This is a genomic window from Mesorhizobium sp. B3-2-1, assembly GCF_006439515.1.
In the GTDB taxonomy this organism is placed as follows: domain Bacteria; phylum Pseudomonadota; class Alphaproteobacteria; order Rhizobiales; family Rhizobiaceae; genus Mesorhizobium.
On sequence record NZ_VFTI01000002.1, the window covers coordinates 83,240 to 107,928 of the forward strand.

The 24,689-nt window shown below is 61.1% G+C and carries 23 protein-coding genes and 1 tRNA gene; 3 read left to right on the forward strand and 21 right to left on the reverse strand.

What is annotated here, in order from left to right; translation table 11 throughout:
• Window positions 1-5: 5 nt before the first annotated feature.
• The 5 genes from FJW08_RS02230 to FJW08_RS02250 form a co-directional block, all read right to left on the reverse strand.
• A complete protein-coding gene (locus FJW08_RS02230) occupies window positions 6-218 on the reverse strand; it encodes a hypothetical protein (protein ID WP_140808510.1) in 213 nt (70 codons plus the stop codon).
• A gap of 16 nt (window positions 219-234) precedes the next feature.
• Window positions 235-1,023, reverse strand: a complete 789-nt coding sequence (gene otsB / locus FJW08_RS02235) for a trehalose-phosphatase (protein WP_140808512.1) — start codon at window positions 1,021-1,023, stop codon at window positions 235-237.
• A complete protein-coding gene (locus FJW08_RS02240) occupies window positions 1,023-2,843 on the reverse strand; it encodes a trehalose-6-phosphate synthase (protein ID WP_140808879.1) in 1,821 nt (606 codons plus the stop codon). Before FJW08_RS02240 ends, otsB begins: the two co-directional genes overlap by 1 nt.
• A gap of 106 nt (window positions 2,844-2,949) precedes the next feature.
• Window positions 2,950-5,112: an amylo-alpha-1,6-glucosidase gene (locus FJW08_RS02245; protein ID WP_140808881.1), complete on the reverse strand. Its 2,163-nt coding sequence runs from the start codon at window positions 5,110-5,112 to the stop codon at window positions 2,950-2,952.
• Between the two features lie 43 nt (window positions 5,113-5,155).
• Window positions 5,156-6,217, reverse strand: coding sequence for a glycosyltransferase family 4 protein (locus FJW08_RS02250; protein ID WP_140808514.1), 1,062 nt, complete (start codon window positions 6,215-6,217; stop codon window positions 5,156-5,158).
• A gap of 219 nt (window positions 6,218-6,436) precedes the next feature.
• Between FJW08_RS02250 and FJW08_RS02255 the strand changes: the two genes are divergently transcribed.
• A complete protein-coding gene (locus FJW08_RS02255) occupies window positions 6,437-6,883 on the forward strand; it encodes a hypothetical protein (RefSeq protein WP_246682164.1) in 447 nt (148 codons plus the stop codon).
• Window positions 6,884-6,946: 63 nt separating this feature from the next.
• Here the strand turns inward: FJW08_RS02255 and FJW08_RS02260 are convergent.
• Window positions 6,947-7,022: transfer RNA gene (locus tag FJW08_RS02260), tRNA-Lys, on the reverse strand.
• Between the two features lie 256 nt (window positions 7,023-7,278).
• Here FJW08_RS02260 and FJW08_RS02265 point away from each other — a divergent pair.
• Window positions 7,279-7,746, forward strand: a complete 468-nt coding sequence (locus FJW08_RS02265; protein WP_140808516.1) for a BA14K family protein — start codon at window positions 7,279-7,281, stop codon at window positions 7,744-7,746.
• Window positions 7,747-7,817: 71 nt separating this feature from the next.
• On the opposite strand, the gene glpK is transcribed toward FJW08_RS02265, so the two are convergent.
• The 15 genes from glpK to FJW08_RS02340 all read right to left on the reverse strand — a co-directional run bounded on the left by glpK (window position 7,818) and on the right by FJW08_RS02340 (window position 24,013).
• On the reverse strand, window positions 7,818-9,308 hold the full coding sequence (gene glpK / locus FJW08_RS02270; RefSeq protein ID WP_140808517.1) for a glycerol kinase GlpK: 1,491 nt from the start codon (window positions 9,306-9,308) through the stop codon (window positions 7,818-7,820).
• A gap of 92 nt (window positions 9,309-9,400) precedes the next feature.
• Complete coding sequence (locus FJW08_RS02275) at window positions 9,401-11,125, reverse strand: ABC transporter substrate-binding protein (RefSeq protein WP_140808519.1); 1,725 nt, start codon at window positions 11,123-11,125, stop codon at window positions 9,401-9,403.
• A gap of 83 nt (window positions 11,126-11,208) precedes the next feature.
• Window positions 11,209-11,496, reverse strand: a complete 288-nt coding sequence (locus FJW08_RS02280; protein WP_140757502.1) for a DUF2160 domain-containing protein — start codon at window positions 11,494-11,496, stop codon at window positions 11,209-11,211.
• 1 nt (window position 11,497) lies between these two features.
• Window positions 11,498-12,418, reverse strand: a complete 921-nt coding sequence (locus FJW08_RS02285) for a carbohydrate ABC transporter permease (RefSeq protein ID WP_140757503.1) — start codon at window positions 12,416-12,418, stop codon at window positions 11,498-11,500.
• Between the two features lies 1 nt (window position 12,419).
• A complete protein-coding gene (locus FJW08_RS02290; protein WP_140757504.1) occupies window positions 12,420-13,286 on the reverse strand; it encodes a sugar ABC transporter permease in 867 nt (288 codons plus the stop codon).
• Window positions 13,287-14,354: an ABC transporter ATP-binding protein gene (locus FJW08_RS02295; RefSeq protein WP_140808521.1), complete on the reverse strand. Its 1,068-nt coding sequence runs from the start codon at window positions 14,352-14,354 to the stop codon at window positions 13,287-13,289. It lies immediately after the preceding gene.
• A 10-nt stretch (window positions 14,355-14,364) separates the two neighbouring features.
• Entirely contained in the window at window positions 14,365-15,444 is a 1,080-nt protein-coding gene (locus FJW08_RS02300; protein WP_140808523.1) for an ABC transporter ATP-binding protein, read from the reverse strand.
• Between the two features lie 42 nt (window positions 15,445-15,486).
• Window positions 15,487-17,013, reverse strand: coding sequence for a glycerol-3-phosphate dehydrogenase (gene glpD, locus FJW08_RS02305; protein ID WP_140808525.1), 1,527 nt, complete (start codon window positions 17,011-17,013; stop codon window positions 15,487-15,489).
• Window positions 17,014-17,138: 125 nt separating this feature from the next.
• A complete protein-coding gene (locus FJW08_RS02310) occupies window positions 17,139-17,906 on the reverse strand; it encodes a DeoR/GlpR family DNA-binding transcription regulator (protein ID WP_140503763.1) in 768 nt (255 codons plus the stop codon).
• A gap of 127 nt (window positions 17,907-18,033) precedes the next feature.
• On the reverse strand, window positions 18,034-19,446 hold the full coding sequence (locus tag FJW08_RS02315) for an aspartate aminotransferase family protein (RefSeq protein ID WP_140808527.1): 1,413 nt from the start codon (window positions 19,444-19,446) through the stop codon (window positions 18,034-18,036).
• Between the two features lie 108 nt (window positions 19,447-19,554).
• Window positions 19,555-20,286, reverse strand: a complete 732-nt coding sequence (locus tag FJW08_RS02320) for a peptidase (protein ID WP_140808530.1) — start codon at window positions 20,284-20,286, stop codon at window positions 19,555-19,557.
• 30 nt (window positions 20,287-20,316) lie between these two features.
• Entirely contained in the window at window positions 20,317-21,108 is a 792-nt protein-coding gene (locus FJW08_RS02325; RefSeq protein WP_140808532.1) for a transglutaminase family protein, read from the reverse strand.
• 7 nt (window positions 21,109-21,115) lie between these two features.
• Window positions 21,116-22,057 carry an alpha-E domain-containing protein gene (locus FJW08_RS02330; protein ID WP_140757511.1) on the reverse strand — a complete coding sequence of 314 codons (942 nt, stop codon included), beginning with the start codon at window positions 22,055-22,057 and terminating at the stop codon, window positions 21,116-21,118.
• Between the two features lie 135 nt (window positions 22,058-22,192).
• Window positions 22,193-23,605, reverse strand: a complete 1,413-nt coding sequence (locus FJW08_RS02335) for a circularly permuted type 2 ATP-grasp protein (protein WP_181182816.1) — start codon at window positions 23,603-23,605, stop codon at window positions 22,193-22,195.
• 171 nt (window positions 23,606-23,776) lie between these two features.
• On the reverse strand, window positions 23,777-24,013 hold the full coding sequence (locus FJW08_RS02340) for an Lrp/AsnC family transcriptional regulator (RefSeq protein WP_010909609.1): 237 nt from the start codon (window positions 24,011-24,013) through the stop codon (window positions 23,777-23,779).
• A 249-nt stretch (window positions 24,014-24,262) separates the two neighbouring features.
• Between FJW08_RS02340 and FJW08_RS02345 the strand changes: the two genes are divergently transcribed.
• Window positions 24,263-24,682: a DUF4864 domain-containing protein gene (locus FJW08_RS02345; protein ID WP_140808536.1), complete on the forward strand. Its 420-nt coding sequence runs from the start codon at window positions 24,263-24,265 to the stop codon at window positions 24,680-24,682.
• Window positions 24,683-24,689: the final 7 nt, after the last annotated feature.

Sequence of the window (24,689 nt, forward strand, 5' to 3'; positions counted from 1 at the left end):
CGCCCTCAGTGGCGGCTGGTCTTTTTGTCCCCGGTCTCGGCGTAATCCTGCGTGTTGGCGCCAAAGAGATCCTTTTCGACAACCTGGCGCCAGACCTCGTCAGCGTCCTGCGGGCGTGGCGGATCGAAACTCGGCTCGCTCTCGTACGCATTCGGGAGCGACCGCCGGCGTAGCCAGGTGGGCATGATCTCCCGGATGAGACTGGTGAATTGGGTCATCACCGACTCCTTTGTTTCAAGGAACGGAACGGACCAGACCTGTCGATCCATTCCCATTGCGCTGGCTCACCGCACCCAGCCAAGCCAAAGCCTCGCCAACGCCTGCAAGCGCATGGCGTGCGGCGGTCGGTCCGCGCGGTTTGATGCGGATCGAAATGCCGTCCATCTCATTGACGGCCTCGAAACCATTCTCGTCGGACGTGTCGTCGCCCAGAAACACCGGCCGCCTCCCCTCGAAAGCCGGCAGGTCCAAGAAGCGCCTGATTGCTGCTCCCTTCGCTGCCTCCAGCGGCATCAATTCGACGCCGGCATTGCCGGCCAGCACTCGATATCCCCTGGGCAACCTGTCCAGCGCCTGCTCGACCAGTTGCGTGGCGCGCTGCAACAATTGCGGTGCCGCGCGTGTGTGGATGGCCAGGATCGGGCCCTTGCGCTCGATATAGACGTCCGTATTGTCCAGCTCTGCCTCGATTTCCTCGGCAAGCGCCGCAATGTCGGCCGGCTCTCCCGCCGCCTCGACCGGACCATCACGCGTGAGCCTGTGCTCAAGGCCGTAAAGCCCGGCAGCGCGCAGTCTGAGGGGCTGGAAAAGATGGTCGACCGCGGCGATCGACCGCCCCGTGATGAATGCCAGAGCTCCGTCCAATTGCAATTCGAGCCGTGCCAACAGCGTCCGCAACGCATCGCCGACAACCACCGCATCGGGATGCGCGGCATGTTCGAGAAGCGTGCCGTCAATATCGAGAAACAAGGCCCACGCATCCCGCGGGACGTTGGGTTCGGTCAAGTTTGACAATGTCGACATCACAGCGCTGCCACGCGCTTGCGGTCGTGCAGCGATATCACATTGTCAGGAGAACCGGGGCCAGGAGAACCGGGGCCGGCAGAACCGGGGCCAGCAGAACCGGGGGCACCGTTGACGGCACGATCGACCGCATCGCGTTTGCGCAGGCGCGCCGCGTCGAACAGCATGCTGCCCGCCCATCGATAGACATTGTTTTCACGCACGACCTCGCGCAAGCGCCGCATGCGCTGACGTTGCTCTTCCGATGACATGGTCAAGGCCTGCAGCAGGGCATCGCCCATCATCGCCGCGTCGTAGGGATTGACGATCAACGCTTCCAGCAACTCTTTCGACGCGCCGGCGAACATGCTGAGCAGCAGCACGCCCTGTTCATCCTCGCGCGCCGCCACAAACTCCTTTGCAACCAGGTTCATGCCGTCGTGGAGGCTGGTGACCATACAGACGTCGGCGGCCCGGTAAATCTCGTAGACCTGCACTTGCGAGTGATGTTCGGTCACCAGCACCACGGGGGTATAGCCTTCACGACCATGGCGCTGGTTGATATCCTCGGCATGGCGCAGACATTCCTCGTACAATTGTTGGTAGGCGGGCAAGGTGCCGCGGCTGGGCGCGGCGATCTGCAGGAACGCCACCTTGCCGATCCATTCCGGATGCAGCGTCAGCAGCTCGTCGAGCGCGTTGAGGCGATCGAGGATGCCCTTGGTATAGTCGAGGCGTTCGACGCCGACGCACAACCTGACGTTTTCGGCCAAGCCGAATCTCTCGCGAATGAGCTGGCGACATTCTGCAACGGCAGGCAGTTTGCTCAGATGCGGCGGCAACCATTCGATTGAAATCGGATAGGCGTGAACCAGGCTGATCTGGCCGCCATAGGAGATGGCTGAATCCTCGCGCTCGATCCTGCTCTCCAGGAAGCGGTCGACGCTATCGATGAAGTTGTTGCAATGAAACTGGGTGTGAAAGCCGACGATCGAACTGCCCAGCAATCCTTCGAGAATCTTCTCTCGCCATGGGCAGATACTGAACACCTCGGAATTCGGCCACGGAATATGCCAGAAGGTGATGATGATCGCTTCCGGCAGGCGCTCCCGGATCATCCGCGGCAACAGCGCGAAATGATAGTCCTGGACCAGCACGATGGGCCGCTCGTTGCGGGCCTCCGCGACGACGGTGTCGGCGAATTTGCGGTTGACCGCCTCATAGGCTTCCCAGTCGGAGGCGCGGAATATCGGCCGGGTAAAGGCTATGTGGCACAGCGGCCAAAGCCCTTCATTGGCAAATCCGAGATAATAGCCTTGCTGTTCTTCCTCGCTCAGCCAGACGCGGCGCAACGTGTAGGAAGGATTTTCAGGCGGCACCTCGACGCGGTCATTTTCGTCGACGACAAGCGCATCGGCCGAACCGCCGCCATAGGCGATCCATGTGCCGGCGCAGGCGCGCGTAATCGGCTCCAGCGCGGAGACCAGCCCGCTGGCGGGCACGACCAGCTGAATATCATCCCCCTTGCGGTTGTGGATGTAGGGTTCGCGATTTGAAACAACGATCACCTGTGCATCGGGAAGTTCCTTCGCCAAAATGTGACGCAAGGTTTCCGGCGACCACTGGACGAGCGCGGCGGTCGCGGATTGCCCGTTCTTTTCGAATTCCGGCAAAGGACCGCGAACGGGTTCTGCTTCGAGGCGGGCGAGCTTGGCGCCTCTGGCCCGAAGCCCTCGCGCCATTACCACCGCAAGCACGATGCATGAGATACCGACAATTGCGAGAATGAAGAGCCACATTGCGGCCGGAGAAACGAATAGATACGAACCGTTGTCGGGCATTTCGAATTGACTACCTTTCAATGGGACGCGGCAAATCCACCGACAGGAACTCCGGCATCCATGGCGTGGTGGTTCAACGTTCCCGACACATGATGGTTCCGATTTTTCAACTCCTGACCACCAGAGGCACCAGTCCCTCATGCGCATCGGCAAGGAAGGCGCCGACACGATCTCCTACGCGTTGAAACGTCAGATCCACCACCACATGTCCTACCGAGAGATGACGAATGACGAGATTGTCGATACCGATCGGCAAGCGTGGCTGGGTCACGTGGATTTCGTTCGTCCGACCGTCAATCTGAAGGCCGAGGCAGGCCTGCATGAGCATGAAAGCGGAGCCTGCGGACCAGGCCTGCGGCAGGCAAGCCACCGGATAGGCAATCGGCGCTTCGCCGGCCGCGCGTGTGAACCCACAGAACAGTTCGGGCAGCCGCATGTTGAAATGAACCGCGGATTCGAAGGTCCCACTCATCAACCGCACCACGCTGTCGCGGATGCCGTAGCGCGCCAGTCCGGCGGCGCAGATCGCGGTGTCGTGCGGCCAGATGGACCCGTTGTGATAGGACATCGGATTGAAGAAGATCGCGTCGTCCGCCAGCGTCCTCAACCCCCAGCCGGAATGGAACGAAGCCGATAGCAGTTGGTCGGCGACAATGCGTGCGCGATCCGGATTGGGAAGGCCGACATAGAGCAGATGGCCGGCGTTGGACGTGCGCACCTTGCAGGGTTGGCCATCGCCGTCGATCGCCAGCGCATAATAGCCGAGGTCTTCGATCCAGAAATGGCGTTCGACGTGTTGGCGAATCGCATCGGCGAGCACTTCCCAATTTTCCGCCCGCTCCTCTTCGCCGCGCAGCCGTGCCAGCTTTGCCAGCCCCTGGAACGCGGCAAAGACGTAACCCTGGACCTCGACCAGCGCGATCGGTCCTTTCGGAATGCGGCCATCGGCATGGAAGACGGAATCGAAACTGTCCTTCCAACCCTGGTTGGCAAGGCCGGATTCCGCGGCGCGCTGGTAGGTGAGGAACCCCGTCGAACGGCTCGCTGTCTCGATCCACTCGGCGGCGGCGCACAGCGATGGCCACAGGCCATCGATGAAATCCGTGTCTCCCGTGCGGTCGGCATAGGCGGAGGCGAGATGGATGTAGAGCGGCGTCGTGTCGACGCCGCCATAATAGCGGCCGAACGGCAACTCGCTCAGCGCCGCCATCTCGCCCTTGCGGGTCTCGTGCATGATCTTGCCGGGCTCGGAATCGCTGAAGGGAGAGGTCTCGGTCGCCTGGTGCTGGGCGAGAAACGCAAGCACGCCACGGGCGAGGCCGGGATTGAGCCAAAGCATCTGCAGAGCTGAAATCACGCCGTCCCGGCCGAAGGCGGTGGAGAACCACGGAATGCCGGCATAGGGATAAGGCCCCGTCGCCAATTCCGTCGTGAGCAACGCCACATCGGCGCGGGCCCGCTCCATCCAATCATTGAAGACGCGGCCCGAACTATGGAGCGTCGCCCCATGCCGGCGCTTGGCGCGCATGCCGAAACGGGCGCGGGCCGCGGCGGCCCGGAACCGATCACTTTGCGGTTGGGCGTCTGTCTTGCTCCCCACCTCCACGTAAAACGTCTGGCGGCTGCGCTTGGTGACGGCAATGAAGAAATCCGCCCGCTCGGAGGTCAGTTGATCGGGCGGCAGTGAAAACGAGATCGCCGATGTCCGCACCACTTCGTCCAGGCCCTCGTAGCGGAGCACGACCGAACTCTGGTCGATCTCGGCCGTGTGCGCCGTGCCGCGCTTGGAGCGGGTCGAACCCCGGACTTCGAACATGTCGCGAAAATCGACGCCAAAGCGTAGCGACACTAGGACCGTCGAATGCTCCCGGCTATAGTTGGAGAGCGTGATGCGTTCATATAGCCTTTCCTCCCACAGAAGCCTGACCCGCTCGATATGGATCGCGCCCTGCGGGATCTGGCGGCCCGCCGCGCTCTCGATCGGCAGATTGGTCAGGTTGCTGGTGAACAGGACGTTGTCCTGGCTAAGCGATGCGCCAAGCAAGGACAGCGACCGCCCGCCAACGGTCAGGCGAAATTCCGAAAGCATACGCGTGTCGTCACGAAAGAAGCCGTCGCCAGCGCCGCGTATGTCGCCATAGGCATCGGCGACGGCAAAGCAATCGCCATGCTTGAGGGCGTAAAGCCGATGCGGTTCCCTGGGCGCGGTTTCGTCCAGGGAAGCCAGTGCTATTGCAGGATCAAGCTTGCGCTCGTCGAGTTGGGTAATGGTCAAGAAGACTGTCCCGTGCTGATTTCTGGACGGTGAAGGTTTACGAGGCTCTGCTCTGCTCGTGGCCACCGCTCAGCCGCGAATAGGCTGCGACATAATCCCTGGCCATTCTGACGGCGGAAAACCGCCTTTCGAAGACCGTTCTTATTCGTCGCCTGTCGAGTTGCAGGAGAGTCGGTATCGAGGCGACGGCGTCTTCGATGGTTTCGACGACAAAGCCCGTGACCCCATGGTCGACGATCTCGGGCATGGCCCCGCAACTCCAGGCCATGACCGGGGTTCCGCAGGCCATGGCTTCGATCACCGCAAGCCCGAAGGGTTCGGGCCAATCGATGGGAAACAGCAAAGCGGCCGCATTGCCCAGAAATCCGCTCTTCTGGTCCTCGCCGATCTCGCCGACATACTCGACCTGGTCGCCATCGATCATCGGCTGCACGACTTCTTCGAAATAGGCGCGGTCGCCATCGCCGATCTTGGCGGCGAGCTTCAGTTTCAGACCGGTGCGGCGGGCAATCTCGATCGCCCGGTCCGGCCGCTTGTCGCGCGACATTCTGCCGAGAAATGCAAGATAGGTACCGTCCGAGCCTGCCTCGAAATCGGGCTCATAAAGCCCAGGCGGCAAGCCGTGGTGGATTGTCGCCAGCCAATTCGCGGATGCGAACCGCGCGCGCTGGCTGCGGGATATGGAAATCATGGGGAACCGCGGAAACCGGTCATAGGCTTGCGCGAGGTCCGCGTAATCCAGCCTGCCATGCGGGGTCGTCACCGTGCGTTGCGGCATATCGCGGAAAAACGGGAAATGCAGGAAATGGCTGAGATGGAAATGAACGACGTCAAACTCGTCGGCCCGATTCCTCACTTCGTCGAGCATCGACAGATGCGCCGCGATCTCGGACTTCAGCGGACGCGGATCGAGACGAAGTGCCCTTTCGCGGCACGCCACCAGTTTGGCGGAAGTCTTCGTGTCACCGCTGGCGAACAATGTCACGTCGTGGCCGAGATCGACGAGAGCTTCGGTAAGATATGAGATGATACGTTCGGTACCCCCGTAAAGCCTTGGCGGCACCGATTCGTAAAGTGGCGCGACATGGGCAATCTTCATGTCCCGGCGTCCCTCAATGAGCTGGTCATAGAGCCAAAATGCATCAGGGCCGGGATCGTTCCTGAATCTTTGGAAGGTGCGTGGAATGATCGATCCGTTCCCCCTGTTTGATTCGACCAGCCGCCCTATTTCCTGTCAGTAATGCCGACCCTTGCGCTTAGGCAGCCGAAGGAGGTCCAGATGCAGGAACCCGGGGATATCGCAGCCCGGCGTCTGAGCATGATCGTCGAACAATATGTCGAGGCCAGAAAACGGCACTTTGGCTTTGTGTCGACGGACCAGGCCGCCCGAGTGATCCGCCGAACCCTGAAACCCGATCCTTCGGAGCCGGCGCTCTCCGATCGCCACCTCGACGACATGGTCGCCGCCCTCGCCGTGAAGAATGGCCTGGCGGTCATCTTCGACCGGGGCGTGCGGGGACCGGCCGACGGCGCCGAGGCCGACTTGAACAGAAAGGAACCGATCATGCGAGCACCGACGGAGACCCCGGATGTCGCCGGCGCGGTGGACGCTATCCTGAGCGATCGCACCGTCCAGCTTTCGATGAGCGCGGTGATCTCGTTGCTGCGCCAACGGACCGGCACCAAGCGATCCGACGCGGATCTGGAAGGACTGATTGCCAAGAAAGCCGCCGTTTTGGACGTGCATCTGTCACCAGGCGTCTGACCAGTCGTTGCGCGCCGCACGGATTCACGGGCAAACCAAAAGCGCTGGCATGTCCTCAGACAGTGGTGAGCGCGATGGGATTCGAACCCATGACCTACTGATTAAAAGTCAGTTGCTCTACCGGCTGAGCTACGCGCTCCCGCGGGCTCGAAAAGGCCGCCCTCGAAATTGCGCGGAACATAGGGAGAGTGCCGCGACCGGTCAACCGGAAAAGATGGGTTCCAAACCCGCTCTTTACCCTAAATCGCTGACCCCCGCTTGTTCCCCGGATTCTGGCGAGCAGCCAGACAGTTTCGATTTCAGTCCGGCAGCGGCCGCCAGCATGGGGGAACAAATCCGACGCACTATCGTTTTTTTCCAAAGGGACGCCCGACAAACCCTTGAGGAGAATACCAATGAATAGAATCACAACGAGCCTGCTTGCCGCCACCCTCTCGGCCACATTCGTCGCGGCGGAAGTGGTGCCAGTCAACGCCCAGCCGGCCTACGTGCCATTATCCCAGGTGGCAACGCCGGACGTACAGACAGTGCAGTACCAAGAGTGGAGAAGGAACCGCTCCTTCCACCGCAATTTCTCGCGCAATCGCAGCTTTAGCCGCAACGGTGACATGTATTGGAATGGCCATCGCGGCTATCGTGAATATCGCCGCGGCTATCGCCGTCATGGCGACTACTGGTTCCCGCTCGCGGCCTTCGCGACTGGCGCCCTGATCACCGGCGCGATCGTCAACGAGAACAACCGCGTCTATGAAGGCAATGCCCATGTGCAGTGGTGCTACGATCACTATCGGAGCTACCGCGCCTCGGATAACACCTTCCAACCGAACAATGGTCCTCGCCGGGAATGCCGTTCGCCTTACTGATGCGTGGGTAAGTATGAGTGACCTGCAAGTGTGAGTGGAAGGCCCGCGGCAGAAACGGCGCGGGCTTTTCCTTATGCACTCAGTGTCCTGCGCACGGCATCGCGCCAGCCCGCTAGTTTCGCAGCACGACTGGAAGCGTCCATCTCCGGCTGAAACCGTCGCTCAAGCGCCCAGCTTTTCGCGAACTCCCTCGCTGCGGGCCACACGCCCGCCTTCGAGCCGGCGAGCCAAGCGGCCCCCAGCGCAGTCGTCTCCAGGATTGTCGGCCGATCGACCGGCGCGTCGAGAATGTCCGCCAGGCGCTGCATGGTCCAGTCCGACGCCACCATGCCGCCGTCGACTCGGAGCACCGTCTTTGCCTTGGCGCCCTTCCAATCCTTGTGCATGGCGTCGAGTAGGTCGCGGGTCTGGTAGGCGACTGATTCCAAAGCCGCCCGGGCGAACTCGGCCGGACCGGAATTGCGGGTCAACCCAAAGATGGCTCCGCGCGCCTCGGCGTCCCAGTGCGGCGCGCCAAGCCCGACAAAGGCCGGAACCAGATAGACGTTCTGAGTCGGATCGGCCTCGGCAGCCAGCTTGCCGCTCTGCTCGGCCTTGCCGATCACCTTGATGCCGTCGCGCAGCCATTGCACCGCGGCACCCGCGATGAAGATCGAGCCTTCCAGCGCATAGGTGGTCTTGCCGTTCAGCCGGTAGGCGATGGTCGTCAAGAGGCGGTTCTTCGAAACCACCAGATCGCTGCCGGTGTTGAGCAGCGCAAAACAGCCGGTGCCGTAGGTGGATTTCATCATGCCCGGTTCGAAACAGGCCTGGCCGATGGTCGCTGCATGCTGGTCGCCGGCAACGCCGAGGATTCTTATCTCTGCGCCAAACAGATTTTTCTCTGTGATTCCATAATCATCGGCGCAATCCTTGACCTCCGGCAGCATTTTAGCCGGGATGTTGAGAATCGCCAAAAGCTCCTCATCCCAGGCATTCTCCGCGATGTTGTAGACCAATGTGCGTGAGGCGTTGGTGGCGTCGGTGGCGTGCACCTTGCCGCCGGTCAGCCGCCAGATCAAAAAACTGTCGATGGTGCCAGCGAGCAATTCGCCCTTCTCGGCGCGTTTCCTCGCGCCCTTCACCTTGTCCAGCACCCAGGCGATCTTGGTGCCAGAGAAATAGGGGTCGAGCAGCAGCCCTGTCTTGCGTGTAAATTTCTTCTCCAGCCCCTGCTTCTTCAGCTTCTGGCACAGCGGTGCTGTGCGGCGGTCTTGCCAGACGATGGCATTGTGGATCGACTTGCCGGTCGCCTTGTCCCAGATGACGACGGTCTCGCGCTGGTTGGTGATACCGATGGCAGCCACCTCCGACGCATTGCAGCCAGCTTTTTTCACCGCGGCCTTCACGGTGGTCACCACGCTTGCCCAGATTTCCTCCGGATCGTGCTCGACCCAGCCGGATGCCGGATAGTGCTGGGTGAACTCCTTCTGCCCGCTGCCCACAACCTTCATCTGGCCGTCGAACAGGATCGCCCGCGTCGATGTCGTTCCCTGGTCGATTGCCAGCACAAAACCGCTCATTCCCGCATCCTCCGCCTTGACACAAAGAAGGGAGACGGCAACGCGCCGCCTCCCTCAATTTCACACGAGCGCGAACGCCCGCATAGACCGTCTTACTTCTGCCAGCTCTTGACCAACTCGTCGTAGTTGATGGTGACCGGCTTTTCCTTCTCGTTGTCTAGCTTCAGCTGCGGTGCGAGGTTGCCCTTCTTGACCGCGTCCGCATTCCAGTAAGCAAGGTCTTGCTCTTCGGCCATCTTCGGACCGATATCGCCCTGGACGCCCGACTTCTCGATGCGCTCCAGAACCTTCTCCTGATCGGCGCACAGGCCATTCATGGCCTCCTGCGGCGACTTGGCGCCCGACGAGGCGTCACCGATGTTCTGCCACCAGAGCTGTGCCAGCTTCGGATAATCGGGAACGTTGGTGCCGGTCGGCGTCCACTGTACGCGCGCCGGCGAACGGTAGAACTCGATCAGGCCGCCGAGCTTGGGAGCGCGTTCGGTGAAGCTCTTGTCGTGGATCGTGGAGTCGCGGATGAAGGTCAGGCCGACATGGCTCTTCTTCACATCCACGGTCTTGGAGATCACGAACTGCGCGTAGAGCCACGCGGCCTTGGCGCGGTCGGTCGGCGTCGACTTCATCAGCGTCCACGAGCCGACGTCCTGGTAGCCGAGCTTCATGCCGTCCTTCCAGTAGGAGCCGTGCGGCGACGGCGCCATGCGCCACTTCGGCGTGCCGTCGTCGTTCATGACCGGCAGGCCGGGCTTGACCATGTCGGCGGTGAAGGCGGTGTACCAGAAGATCTGCTGCGCCACATTGCCTTGCGACGGAACCGGGCCTGATTCAGAGAAGGTCATGCCTTGCGCCTCCGGCGGCGCATAGGCCTTCAACCAGTCGAGGTATTTCTGGATCGCATAGACCGACGCCGGGCCGTTGGTGTCGCCGCCGCGCGCCACGCATGAGCCGACCGGACGAGAGTTCTCGTCCACCTTGATGCCCCATTCGTCAACCGGCAGGCCGTTTGGCAGGCCCTTGTCGCCATTGCCGGCCATCGACAGCCAGGCGTCCGTAAACCGCCAGCCGAGTGACGGATCCTTCTTGCCGTAGTCCATGTGGCCATAGACCTTCTTGCCGCCGACGTCGCGGCCGGTGAAGAATTCCGCGATGTCCTCATAAGCCGACCAGTTGACGGGCACGCCAAGGTCGTAGCCGTATTTCGCCTTGAAGTCGGCCTTGTTCTTCTCGTCGTTGAACCAGTCGTAACGGAACCAGTAGAGGTTCGCGAACTGCTGGTCGGGAAGCTGGTAGAGCTTCTTGTCCGGCGCTGTGGTGAACTTGGTGCCAATGAAGTCGTCGACATCGAGCATCGGATCGGTGACGTCCTTGCCTTCGCCCGCCATCCAGTCAGTCAGGTTTCGCACCTGCTGGTAGCGCCAGTGTGTACCGATCAGGTCCGAATCGTTGACCCAGCCATCGTAGATGTTCTGGCCGGTCTGCATCTGGGTCTGGATCTTCTCGACGACGTCGCCTTCCTGGATGACGTCATGCGTGACCTTGATGCCGGTGATGGCGGTGAAGGCAGGCGCCAGCACCTGCGATTCATACTGGTGCGTGGTCAAGGTTTCCGACACGACCTTGATGTCCATGCCGGCAAACGGCTTGGCCGCATCGATGAACCACTGCATTTCCTTTTCCTGATCGGCGCGCGAGAGCGTCGAAAGAGGTCCTATCTCCTTGTCGAGAAAGGTCTTTGCATCATCCATTCCGGCATAGGCATTGCCCGCGCCGAGCAACAGGACAAGGGCAGTCGTTGACGTTAAAATTTGCCGTCGCATTGTGTCTCCTCCGAGTTTTTAAAAGGTTTCAAGTGCGATCTGGAGCGACCATCTACGGGCGGCCGCTCCATCAGTATCCCCCTCTATACGTAGCGGAACACGCCAACGGCGTAGACCACGGAGAGAGCGAGAGCCCACCACAGGTTGGGTCCAACCAGACCCAGCCAAGCGAGATGGATGAAGGCGCTGCCAAGCAGCGAAACGAAGAGACGGTCGCCGCGCGTCGTCTCGAAGCGCAGCACGCCGATACGTGGATTGCCGCCGGGCGAGGCGTATTCCCAGACGCCCATGCCAAGCAGAAGCGCCGCGATGACGCTGAAGAACGCGGCCGTCGGCCAGGTCCATGCCATCCACGAGAAGTCGAGGTTCATGTCACACCCTCCCCAGGGCGAAGCCCTTGGCGATATAGTTTCGCACGAACCAGATCACGAGCGCGCCGGGGATCAGCGTCAGCACGCCGGCGGCTGCCAGCAGACCCCAGTCCATGCCCGACGCCGACACCGTACGCGTCATGGTCGCGGCGATCGGCTTGGCGTCGGTCGTGGTCAGCGTGCGGGCGATCAGCAGCTCGACCCATGAAAACATGAAGCAGAAGAAGCAGGCGACGCCGATGCCGCTGGCGATCAGAGGCATGAAGATCTTGATGAAGAAGCGCGGGAACGAATAGCCGTCGATATAGGCGGTCTCGTCGATCTCCTTCGGCACGCCGGACATGAAACCTTCCAGAATCCACACCGCCAGCGGCACGTTGAACAGGCAGTGCGCCAGCGCCACGGCTATGTGCGTGTCGATGAGGCCGAAGGCCGAATAGAGCTGGAAGAACGGCAGCGCGAACACCGCCGGCGGCGCCATGCGGTTGGTCAGCAGCCAGAAGAACAGATGCTTGTCGCCAAGGAAACGATATCGCGAGAAAGCGTAGGCCGCCGGCAGCGCCACCGACACCGAAATCACCATGTTCATGACGACATAGGTGATCGAGTTGATGTAGCCGGAATACCAGGCCTTCTGCGTGAAGATGGTGACGTAGTTGGCAATCGTGGGCGCGTGCGGATAAAGCGTCAGCGAGTTGACGATCTCGGCATTGGTCTTGAAGCTCATGTTGATGAGCCAGTAGATCGGCAGCAGCAGAACGATGATGTAAAGCGTTGGCACGATCCACCACCAGCGCGATTCCTCGCCGCGCCGGCGCATGCGCCGGTCGAGTTCGCCCTGTGACAGCGAACTGGCAATCCCTTCGGTGGCGGCAGTGCCGTTCATTGCATTGCGCTCGGTGCGTTCGTTGGCGTGGGCCATGTCAGCGCTCCGCGTCGTAGTTGGTCATCACGGTGTAGAACACCCACGACAACAACAGGATGATGAGGAAGTAGACCAGCGACATTGCCGCCGCCGGACCAAGGTCGAACTGGCCGAGTGCCGTCTTGACGAGGTCGATCGACAGGAACGTCGTCGAATTGCCCGGACCGCCTCCGGTGACGACGAAGGGTTCGGTGTAGATCATGAAGCTGTCCATGAAGCGCAGCAGCACGGCGATCAGAAGCACGCGCTGCATCTTCGGCAATTGGATGTAGCGGAAGACTGCCCAGCGCGACGCGCCGTCGATCTTGGCCGCCTGGTAGAAAGCGTCTGGGATCGAGACCAGACCGGCGTAGCAGAGCAGCACGACAAGACTGGTCCAGTGCCAGACGTCCATGATGACGATCGTCACCCAGGCGTCGAACGGATCCTGCACGTAATTGTAGTCGATGCCGATGGCGTTGAGGTAGTAGCCCATCAGACCGATGTCGCTGCGCCCGAACACCTGCCAGATGGTGCCGACCACGTTCCACGGTATCAGCAGCGGCAACGACATCAGCACCAGGCACACCGGCACGCCCCAGCCCTTTTTCGGCATGTTGAGCGCGATGAAGATGCCGAGCGGTACCTCGATCGCCAGGATGATAAAGGAAAAGATCAGGTTGCGAACCATCGCTTCCCAGAAGCGGCTTGATGAAAGCAGTTCTTCGAACCACTCCGTGCCTGCCCAGAAGAAGACGTTGTTGCCGAAAGTGTCCTGCACCGAATAGTTGACGACCGTCATCAACGGAATGACGGCGGTGAAGGCCACCAGAACCAGCACCGGCAGCACCAGGAACCAGGCCTTGTTGTTCCAGGTCTTGTCCATCTATGCCCCCATCTCGACACGCCAGGAATCGGCATAGATGTTGATACCGGCCGGATCGAACCGCACCTTCGGTTCGGCCGGAACGGTCTCGTCCTCGCCGATCACCGCCGCGATGTCGCGGCCCTCCAGCTTGGCGCGCACCACCTTGTGGCGGCCGACATCCTCGACCTTGGTGATTGAGACGGCCATGCCGTCGCGGCCGAGCCGTACATATTCCGGGCGGATACCAAGCTCGACGGCCCCGGCGCTGGCCTTCGGCACTCCAGGCAATTCGATCCGTTGCGAGCCGAGCGTCGCCGTCCTGCCTTCGATTGCCACCGGCACCACATTCATGCCTGGCGAGCCGATGAAATAGCCGACAAAAGTGTGACGCGGCCGCTCGAACAGTTCCGCCGGCGTGCCGATCTGCACGATGCCGCCATCATACATCACCACGACCTGGTCGGCGAAGGTCAGCGCCTCGGTCTGGTCGTGCGTGACATAGACCATCGTGTAGCCGAAGCGGCGGTGCAACTGCTTCAACTGCGAGCGCAGCACCCATTTCATATGCGGATCGATGACGGTCAGCGGTTCGTCGAACAGGATGGCGTTGACGTCCGAGCGCACCAACCCGCGGCCGAGCGATATCTTCTGCTTCTGGTCGGCGGTCAGGCCCCTCGCCTTCTTCTTCGCCCAGGAGGCCAGGTCGATCATCTCCAGCGTCTCGCGCACCTTGCGGTCGACGTCGGCCTCCGGCACGCCGCGGTTGCGCAGCGGGAAGGCCAGATTGTCGTAGACCGTCATGGTGTCGTAGATGACCGGGAACTGGAACACCTGCGCGATGTTGCGCTCCTGCGTTGACAGGGTAGTCACGTCCCGGCCGTTGAACAGCAGCTGGCCGTGCGAGGGATGAAGCAGGCCTGAAATGATGTTGAGCAGCGTGGTCTTGCCGCAGCCGGACGGCCCGAGCAGCGCATAGGCACCACCATCCTCGAAAGTGTGGTGCACTTCGCGTAGCGCGAAATCGGCATCCGTGCGCGGGTTCGGCAGATAGGAATGCCTGACATGGTTGACGTCGATGCGTGCCATATCGTCCCTCCTAAGCCGCCAGCTTCGGCGCGGTCACGGCCCGGCCGTGCTCGTCGAAGACCATGATGTGACGGGGATCGATGAACACCTCGACCACTGCATCGGTCTCGAAATCCCTGATGCCGTGGGTCAGCATCACCCAGCGCGCATCGGCAAAGTCGAGATGGATGAAGCTTTCGGACCCGGTGATTTCGGTGATGGTGACCTTTGCCCGCACCGGCACCGCGAAGGCATTGGGCCGGTCGAGCGAAAGATGGTGCGGCTGGAAGCCAATCGTATAGTTCGTATCGGTGATGCCGGCGAGTTCTGAGGGCACCGGCAGCTTGACGCCGCCCTCGAGCAGGAAGTCCGGGCCTTTCTTGGCCAGCACGATGGTGTTGAGCGGAGGATCGGCGAAGGTCCTGGCCGTCACCAGATCGACCGGTTTGCGGAATACGTCGATGGTCGGCCCGAACTGGGTGATGCGGCCTTCCGACAGCGTTGCCGTGTTGCCGCCGAGCAGCAGGGCCTCGTGCGGCTCGGTGGTGGCATAGACGAAGATGGTGCCGGCGGCGGCAAAGATCCTCGGCAGCTCGGCCCGCAATTCCTCGCGCAGCTTGTAGTCGAGATTGGCAAGCGGCTCGTCGAGCAGCACCAAGCTGGCATTCTTGACGATGGCACGCGCCAGCGCCGTGCGCTGCTGCTGGCCGCCCGAGAGGCTGAGCGGGGTGCGGTCGAGATAGGGTGTCAGCTTGAGGAGTGCCGCCGCTTCGCGCACCTGGCTGTCGATCTTGTCCTGCTCGACGCCGGCCACCCTGAGCGGCGAAGCGATGTTGTCGTAGACGGTCATCGCCGGATAGTTGATGAACTGCTGGTAGACCATGGCGATCTTGCGCTTCTGCACCGGCGTGCCGGTGACATTTTGGCCGTCGAACCAGACCGAGCCGGAAGTCGGCACATCGAGGCCGGCCATCAGGCGCATCAGGCTGGTCTTGCCGGAAAGCGTGGGCCCGAGCAAAACGTTGAGCGAGCCGTGCTGAAGCGTCAGCGACACATCCCGGATGTGCTCGACCGCACCCACCGTCTTGGTGACATTCCTCAGTTCAAGCATGACGCCTCCTCCCAGGCTTTCCGCATCAGCTCAAAGCCCCCTTCATTCGGCAGCCGCGACATGCCGCCGGCTTATGCCGCGCATGAATTCATCGAGTGCCGCGACCTGCTCGCGGCCAAGATGCAGGCCGCGCTTGGTCCGCCGCCACAAAACATCTTCCGCCGTGACGGCCCATTCGTTTTCAACGAGATAGCGCACCTCGGCCTCGTGGAGATCGCCACCGAAATTGCGGCCGAGATCGGCAATCGACTTGGCCAAGCCGAGCAAAATCTGTGCACGCGTCCCGTAGAGCCGGGTCAGCCGGCGCGCCAAGCGCTGGTCGAGGAAAGGATAGGCGCTTTTCAGCTTCGCCACCTGCGCATCGAAACCGGTGGCCGGAAAATCGCCGCCCGGCAGCGGCGCATCTGATGTCCACGGCTTACCGCGCTTGCCGAGAAACCCTTCGATCTTCTCCAGCATCGATTCCGACAGCCGGCGGTAGGTGGTGATCTTGCCGCCAAACGCGTTGACCAGCGGCGCGGCACCCTCACCGCCATCGGCCTTCAGCACATAGTCACGTGTCGCTTCCTGCGCCTTGGAGGCGCCGTCATCATAGAGCGGACGCACGGCCGAATAGGTCCAGACGATGTCCGAACGCTTGACGGGAACCGCGAAATACTCGCTGGCCGCGGCGCAGAGATAATCGATCTCTGTGTCGCTGATCTTCACATCGTGCGGATCGCCTGGATAATCCTGATCGGTGGTGCCGATCAGCGTGAACTCGTCCTCGTAGGGAATGGCGAAGATGATGCGGCCATCCTTGTTCTGGAAAAAATAGGCGCGCGGATCGTCGAACTTCTTGGCGATGACGATGTGGCTGCCCTGCACGAGGCGGACATTGTGCACGTCATTGAGGCCGACAACGCCGGACAGCACGTGGTCGACCCAAGGACCCGCCGCATTGACCAGCAACCTTGCCTTGACCTCTTCGGTCTCGCCGGTCTGCAGGTTCTCGATCTTTATCGTCCAGATGCCGCCTTCGCGGCGGGCTCCGACCACTTTCGTGCGGGTCCGGATTGTTGCGCCCCGGTCAGCGGCGTCACGTGCATTCAGCGCCACCAGCCGCGCATCGTTGACCCAGCCGTCGGAATATTCGAAAGCCTTCTTGAACAGTGGTTTCAAAGGCTTGCCTGCCGGGTCGCTTGTCATGTCGAGCGTCCTGGCCGCCGGCAGCAATTTGCGCCCGCCAATGTGGTCGTAAAGGAATAGGCCAAGCCGGATCAGCCAGGCGGGGCGCAGGCCCTTGGCATAGGGCAGCACGAAGCGCATGGGCCAGATGATGTGCGGCGCGTTCTTCCACAGAACCTCGCGCTCCATGAGCGCTTCGCGCACCAGGCGGAATTCGTAGAATTCGAGATAGCGCAGCCCGCCATGGATCAGCTTGGTCGAGCCGGACGAGGTTCCGCTGGCGAGATCGTTCATCTCGGCAAGAAAGACCGAAAACCCGCGCCCAACGGCATCACGGGCGATGCCGCAGCCGTTGATGCCGCCACCTATGACGAAAATGTCCCTGACTGAGGATGTGTCCACTTAATTCCTCCACGATTTCGCATTGCACCATTTTGGGTCTTTTGCGAAACCGTGGCGGAATTATTTCGAACTCATAACGAATGTCAAACGAAATATCACGAGCCTGTGAGAGGACGGCGAAATGCCTAGCCAAGCGATGTCTCGATCAGTTGAACCTCGGCCTCCTGGCAGATTTTGCGCACCGACGCGATATCGCAGCGATCGGTGATGAAGGTGTTGACCTGCGACAGGTGACCAATGCGCACCGGCGCCGTACGCTCGAATTTGGTCTGGTCGGATACAAGGATGACGTGCCTGGCATTGGCGATGATCGCCTGCGCTACCTTCACCTCTCGAAAATCGAAGTCGAGCAAGGCGCCATCATGATCGATGGCAGAGGCGCCGATAACAGCATAATCGACTTTGAACTGCCTGATGAAATCGACTGCCGCCTCGCCGACGACACCCCCGTCCGAGCCGCGCACCACGCCCCCTGCAATCACCACCTCGATCGAGGGATAGATGCGCATCCTGTTGGCAACGTTAATGTTATTGGTGATGACCATCAGGCCGTCATGATCGAGCAATGCCTTGCTGACCGCTTCCGTCGTGGTGCCGATGTTGATGAACAGCGAGGCGTTGTCGGGGATCAACCTGGCCGCCGCGCGGCCGATCGCTTCCTTCTCGTCCGCCGCGATCTTGCGCCTGGCTTCATACTCCATGTTCTCGATACCAGACGGGAACAAGGCGCCGCCATGAATGCGCGAAAGCAGCCGTTGGTCGCACAGATCATTGAGGTCCTTGCGTATGGTCTGCGGCGTCACGTTGAAATGCGTGGCCAGGTCATCGACCAGCACGCGGCCATTGTCCTTGGCCATCTGGATGATCTCGGCATGGCGCGGCGACAGGTACATCAGACAAGCTCCCGTTTTCGTTTTTCTTGCTTATAATCGAAAACGAAACCGTTGAAAAGGCATAAGCCGGCTAATGAAATCCGATGATTGTACGGATGAACCTCCGCGCGACCTTGATCCAGCCTTTTCAGGCCGTGGCACGCGCAATTTCGGTAATGACGGCGAAAGCAGTATCGACATCCTCCGCCGTCGTATCGAACTGGCCGACCTGGAAGCGGATCGCCACCCTGCCATCGACTTTCGTTTGCGTCAGGTAGATGCGGCCATCGTCGTTGATCATGTTGACCAGCCGCAGATTGTGCTCGTCGGCATCGGCGCCCGAGGCAGCCTTGTGCCGGAACGAAAACAGCGACAGCATCGGCTCGCTGACAATCTCGAAATCCGGCTCCCTTGCCAGACGCGTGGCAAGGCCTTCGCTCCAGGTGACATGGTTGCGGATCATGGTTCGCAGATTTTCCAGTCCATGGGCACGCAGCAGAAACCAAAGCTTCAGCGCGCGGAAGCGCCGGCCGAGCGGCACCGACCATTCTGAGAAGTTGATGATGCCGTCATGGCCGTGCGTCTTGAGATAGTCGGGCTTGATGGCCAGCGTCCTGATATGGCTCAAGGGGTCACGCAGGAACTGGATCGAGCAATCGAACTGCGCGCCGAGCCATTTGTGCGGATTGAAGACGATCGAGTCCGCGCCTTCGACACCGATCCAGAAATGCCGGAACTCCGGACAGATCATCGCCGACCCGGCCCAGGCGGCATCGACATGCAGGTAGAGCCCGTGCCGCCGGGCAATCTCCGCGACCGCTGCAATATCGTCCGTGCCGCCGGTGCTGGTGCCGCCGACGCAGGCGATAATGCCGGCCGGCAGCATGCCGGCTTTCCGGTCGGCGATGATGGCTGCTTCCAGGGCCGCCGTGTCCATGGCGCGAAAACGGCCGGCGACCGGAATGCGCACCAGATTGTCCTCACCGATGCCTGACACCCAGATCGCCCGGTCGATCGATGTATGCACCTGGTCGGAAGAATAGATCCGCAACCTCGACTGTCCAACCAGGCCCTTTTTGTTGCCTTGCCAATCGAGCGCCCGCTCGCGCATCGTCAGCACGGCGTTCAGTGTCGCCGAGGAGGCCGAATCCTGGATGACGCCGGAAAAGCCTACCGGCAGGCCGAGCGCCTGGCGCATCCAGTCGACGGTGCGCGTTTCAAGCTCGGTCGCCGCCGGTGACGTCTGCCAAAGCATGCATTGCGCGGCCATCGCCGACACCAGATACTCCGCCACCACCGAGACGGGCGCCGCGTTTGCCGGGAAATAGGCGAAGAAGCGCGGGTGCTGCCAATGGGTCATCCCTGGCACGATCTTGGCTTCAAAGTCGGCGAAAATCCTGTCCATCGGTTCCGCCTCTTCGGGCGGCGATGCCTCGATGCTCCTGAAAATGTCGCCCGGCTCGACCAGCGGCCGCACAGGCTGCTCACGCAAATTGTTGCGATAGTCGGCGCCCCAATCGGCGGCGCGTTGCGACCAGTGCCGGAAATCATCATTGTTCATCTTGTCCTCCCGACATGATCCTTCGCTGCCGGTGGTTGCCGCCGGCTCTTCAGATATTAATTAACATGTGAAATAAATGCAACCGCCGTCAAGTGGCGAAACAGCGGACTAGCCAGGAAAATCCGGCAAACTGGCGAAAGCCGTCTTCAGGGCATTCGACCATCCGTCAGAGATCGTGCGGTAATACTGATCGTCCTGGGCGATCCGCTTTTTCAGGCCGACCTGAAAGGCGTCCTGTTCCAGGAAAAGCAGGTCGAGCGGCAAGCCGACCGACAGGTTCGACTTCAACGTCGAATCGAACGACACCAGCAGGAGTTTCACCGTCGCAGCGAGGCTCATCGTCTTTTCGTAGGCGCGAATGATGATCGGTTTGCCGTATTTGGTTTCGCCGATCTGGAAGAACGGCGTGTCGTCGGTCGATTCGATGAAATTGCCTTCGGGATAGATCATGAAAAGGCGCGGCGGGCTGCCCTTGATCTGCCCGCCGAGGATGAAGGAGGCATTGAAATAGGAATCGGCCTTCTCGCCGGCGGGCGACGATTGCGCGATCACCTCTTTCACCGTGTCGCCGACCAACCGCACCGTCTGGTACATGGACGGCGTTTCGAGCAACTTCTCGTGGCGGTCGCTCACCGCCTTGGTACGCTCGTCCAGCAGGCTGACCACGGCCTGCGTCGTCGCCAGGTTGCCGGCCGACATCAAGACGATGACACGCTCGCCAGGCTGTTCCCAGACATGCATCTTCTTGAAGGTCGAGATCGAATCCATGCCGGCATTGGTGCGCGTGTCCGACATGAACACGAGCCCGCGATCGATCTTGAGGCCGACGCAATAGGTCATGGAATCTCTTGAGGCAGCAATCCCTGGGGATTACTGCTCTACCGTGACGGTGACCGCAAGCAGTTCTTCCGCCTGTCCCAGCCGAATTCCCGACACCGGCGAAGCGTCACGGTAGTCGCGGCCGGTGGCCACCTTCACATAGCGTTCGTCGGGAGAAATACCATTGGCGGGATCGAAGGCAACCCAGCCGAGGCCGGCGACATGGGCTTCGGCCCAGGCGTGGCTCGCCGCCTGCTCCACCGCATCCATCATCAGATAACCGCTGACGTAGCGGGCAGGAAATCCCATGGCGCGCGCGGCGGCGGCAAAAATGTGGCTATGGTCCTGGCAGACTCCGGTTTTCAGGACCAAGGCCTCCTCGGCCGAGGTTGTCGCATTGGTGGTTCCCGGCGTGTAGGCGACGCGTTCGCCGATGGCGGCCATCAGCCGGTGCAGTCTTTCGAGGTCGGTGCCCTTGCCGACCGCCTCGGTAAGATTGCGGATACCGTCGCCTATGGCGGTCAAAGCGGTCTCCTGCGCGAACAGCCAGAGCGGCGCGAAGCCTTGGTGCGGCCCACAGACGCCCGATGTATCGCGCGTCACCACCTCGCCCAACGCTTCGACTGTGATGAAGTCGTGGTCACCCTCGACGCTCAACAGCCTGTTGTCGTTGCCGTAATGGTCGGCAAATCGCACTTCCTCGCGCGCGCCTTCGACCTTCAGCGCCCAGGACAGCACGGTCTGGGTCGGCCCGCTCACGGGCAGCAGCCGCAGCCTCTGAAGCAAATACTGCACCGGTGCGTCGTAGCGGTATTCGGTCCGGTGCGTGATTTTCAGCCGCATGGCTTCCTCAATAAAACCTGTAGTCCTGCGCGATCTCGTCGCCGAGCCTGGTGTTGTCGCGGATGAACCCGGCCAGGAACTCATGCAGACCGGTGTCGAATATATCCTTGATCGACCCTGCCCTCAGCATTGCCTGCGTCTTTTCCGCCGTTGCGTGACACGCATGGCGCTCGCCATAGTCGTCGGAGAGGAACTTCAGATGCTCTGCCAGGAAGCGATAGCAGAAGGTCAGCGACCGCGGCATGCGGACGTTGAGGATCAGGTAGTCCGCGATATTGGTCGGCTTGTAGTCGGCGTCGTAGACCCAGCGATAGGAGCGATGCGCCGACACCGAGCGCAGGATCGATTCCCACTGATAGTTGTCGAGCGTCGAGCCGACCCAGGAGATCGACGGCAGCAGCACATAGTATTTCACGTCGAGGATGCGCGCGGTGTTGTCGGCGCGCTCGACATAGGTGCCGAGCTGCGAAAAATCGAAAATCTCGTTGCGCAGCATGGTACCGTAGAACGAGCCACGGATCAGCGCGGTCTCGCGCTTGATCGCGTCGAGCACGTTGGGCAGGTCGCGCTCGTCGATCGGCCTCGCCAGCATCCGTTTCAGCGCCATCCAGGCTTCGTTGATGCTCTCCCAGGTCTCGCGCGTCAGCGCGGTGCGCACCATGCGCGCATTGTTGCGGGCAGTCTCGATCGACGACATCGTGCTCGATGGGTTCGACGTGTCGCGCAAAAGGAAATCAGAGACATTGGCCGCCGTATAGTCCGGGTATTTCTGCTTGAAGGCGACGTCAGAGCCGGCGCTGAGCAGCACCGAATTCCATTCCTCGGACGCATTCTGGGTGCGGGTCAGCGCCATGCGCAGCCCGGCGTCGACCAGCCGCGCCATGTTTTCCGCCCGCTCGATATAGCGGTTCATCCAGTAGAGCCCGTTGGCGGTGCGGCCGAGAAGCATGGAATGGCCCTTCGGGCTAGTGAGTAGGGAATAGCGAGCAGCGAATAGCAAGCGATTGAATTTCAACGGAATATGGCATTTCCCTGTCCCCTCTGCTTCCACCACTCATTACTGACTATTCCCTACTCACCCATTTTAATCATCCAGCACCCACGTATCCTTCGTCCCGCCGCCCTGAGAGGAATTGACAACCAGCGAGCCTTCCTTCAGCGCAACGCGCGTCAGCCCACCAGGCACGATCTGGATGCGGTCGGAAACCAGCACATAAGGCCGCAAGTCGACGTGGCGCGGCGCCAGCCCCTTTTCAGTCAGGATCGGACAGGTCGAGAGCGCGAGCGTCGGCTGGGCGATGTAATTAGACGGCTTGGCCTGCAGTTTCTTGGCAAAATCCTGACATTCTTTCTTGGTCGCCGCCGGGCCGACCAGCATGCCGTAGCCGCCGGAACCATGCACTTCCTTGATCACAAGCTCGTCGATGTGTTCGAGCACATATTTCAGGCTGTCGGGCTCGGAACAGCGCCAGGTCGGGATGTTGCCGAGGATCGCCTTGCGGCCGGTGTAGAATTCGACGATCTCGGGCATGTACGAATAGATCGCCTTGTCGTCGGCGATGCCGGTTCCCGGCGCATTGGCGATGGTGATGTTGCCGGCGCGGTAGACATCCATGATGCCCGGTATGCCAAGGGCCGAATCCGGCCTGAAGGTCAGCGGGTCCAGGAAAGAATCATCCACGCGGCGGTAGAGAACGTCGATCTGCTTGTAGCCTTCGGTCGTCCGCATCGCGACATGGCCGTCGACGACGCGCAGATCCTGCCCCTCCACCAGTTGCACGCCCATCTGATCTGCAAGGAAGGCGTGTTCGAAATAGGCGGAATTGAAACTGCCGGGCGTCAGAACCGCGATGGTCGGCGCGCCCTTGGTGCCTTGTGGCCGCACCGCCGCCAGCGACTGGCGCAGCAGCTGCGGATAATTCTCCACCGGCCGCACCTTGATCTTCTGGAACAGCTCGGGGAACAGTTGCATCATCGTTTCGCGATTCTCCAGCATGTAGGAGACACCGGACGGCGTGCGCGCATTGTCTTCCAGCACGTAGAACTCGTCCTCGCCGATACGCACGATGTCGACGCCGATGATGTGGGTGTAGACGCCGGCCGGCGGCCGCACGCCAATCATTTCCGGCAGGAATGCCTCGTTCCTGGCGATCAGGTCCCTGGGGACGCGGCCGGCGCGAAGGATTTCCTGGCGATGGTAGATGTCGTCGAGGAAGGCGTTCAGCGCCTGTACGCGTTGCTCGATGCCTTGCGTCAGGCGGCGCCACTCATTGCCTGAAATGATGCGGGGAACGATATCGAACGGGATCAGCCGTTCGGATGCTTCCTGCTCGCCGTAGACCGCAAACGTGATGCCGGTCTTGCGGAAGACGCGTTCGGCGTCCTGCATCTTTTCGGTAAGTCTGGCTGGATCCTGCTCCTTCAGCCAGCGATCGTAAGCCGAATATGGTCTTCTAAGTCCGGAGACCTCCGGAAGCATTTCATCGAACGCGGCCAATCGCATACTCCCCTGTGACGCCATTTCACTGGCGTCGTCGGAGAAAATCAAGCGTAATCGGTGATTTGGGAGATCCCGACGATCAGTATGTTGCGGCTGCCTAAAATTGAGGCAGCTGAAATATGAGCTTGATCAGGCTTTGCCTCATGCCCGGGCAAATGCCTCGCGCTGCTAAAAGGCGCGGAAGGTGACGACGGTGAACGTGTCCTTGATGCCGGGAAGAATCTGCACCTTCTCGTTGACGAAATGGCCGACGTCTTCCTCATCATCGACATAGAATTTGGCGAGCAGATCGTAATTGCCGGCGGTGGAGTAGATTTCCGAGGCGATCTCGGCGTCGGCAAGCGCGCTGGCAACCTCATAGGATTTGCCCAGCTCGCATTTGATCTGCACGAAAAACGCCTTCATGGCTTCGTCCCGCTAACTTCCAGGTCCAAGCGGCCCTTCTGGCAGACTGGAGGCGGCCTTTCAAGCGTTGGAATGCGCACTTGGCCGGCACCTACCTTGGCAACGGCCTCGCGCAGCACACGCTCTCTCCCTCAGGGTCCCATCATTGGCGCCCCCTGAAACCGTGAAGCACCCTCACCCATATGTTAGGATGCCTCCCGGAACAGCGTTTCTGGAGGCGGCTTTTCGAAGGGACGGTGGAGACAGGCCATGCGCCGCGGCTTTTTCGCATTCGCATTCGTTTCGCTCATGCTGGTTTCCCAGGCGTTTGCCGGCGATGCCGAGATCAAGGCTGGCCAGGCCGTCATCGACGGTCAATTGAAGGCCCTCGTCGCCAATGACGGCGCCAAGGCCTATAGGTTCGCCGCCCCGAATGTGAAGCAGGTATTCCCGACCGTCGACGCCTTCATGAACATGGTGACCAACGGCTATCCGCCTGTGCGCAGGCCACAGTCCTACTCTTTCGGCAAGGTCGAGCAGACGGGCCCGGGTTCGATCGTCCAGCAGGTGCTGATCGTCGGCCCCGACGGCAAGGACTACGAGGCGGTCTACACGCTACAGCAACAGCCCGACGGCACGTTCCAGATCACCGGCTGCAGCCTGCGGGCGTCGAATTCGCTGAGCACGTGAATGCTGC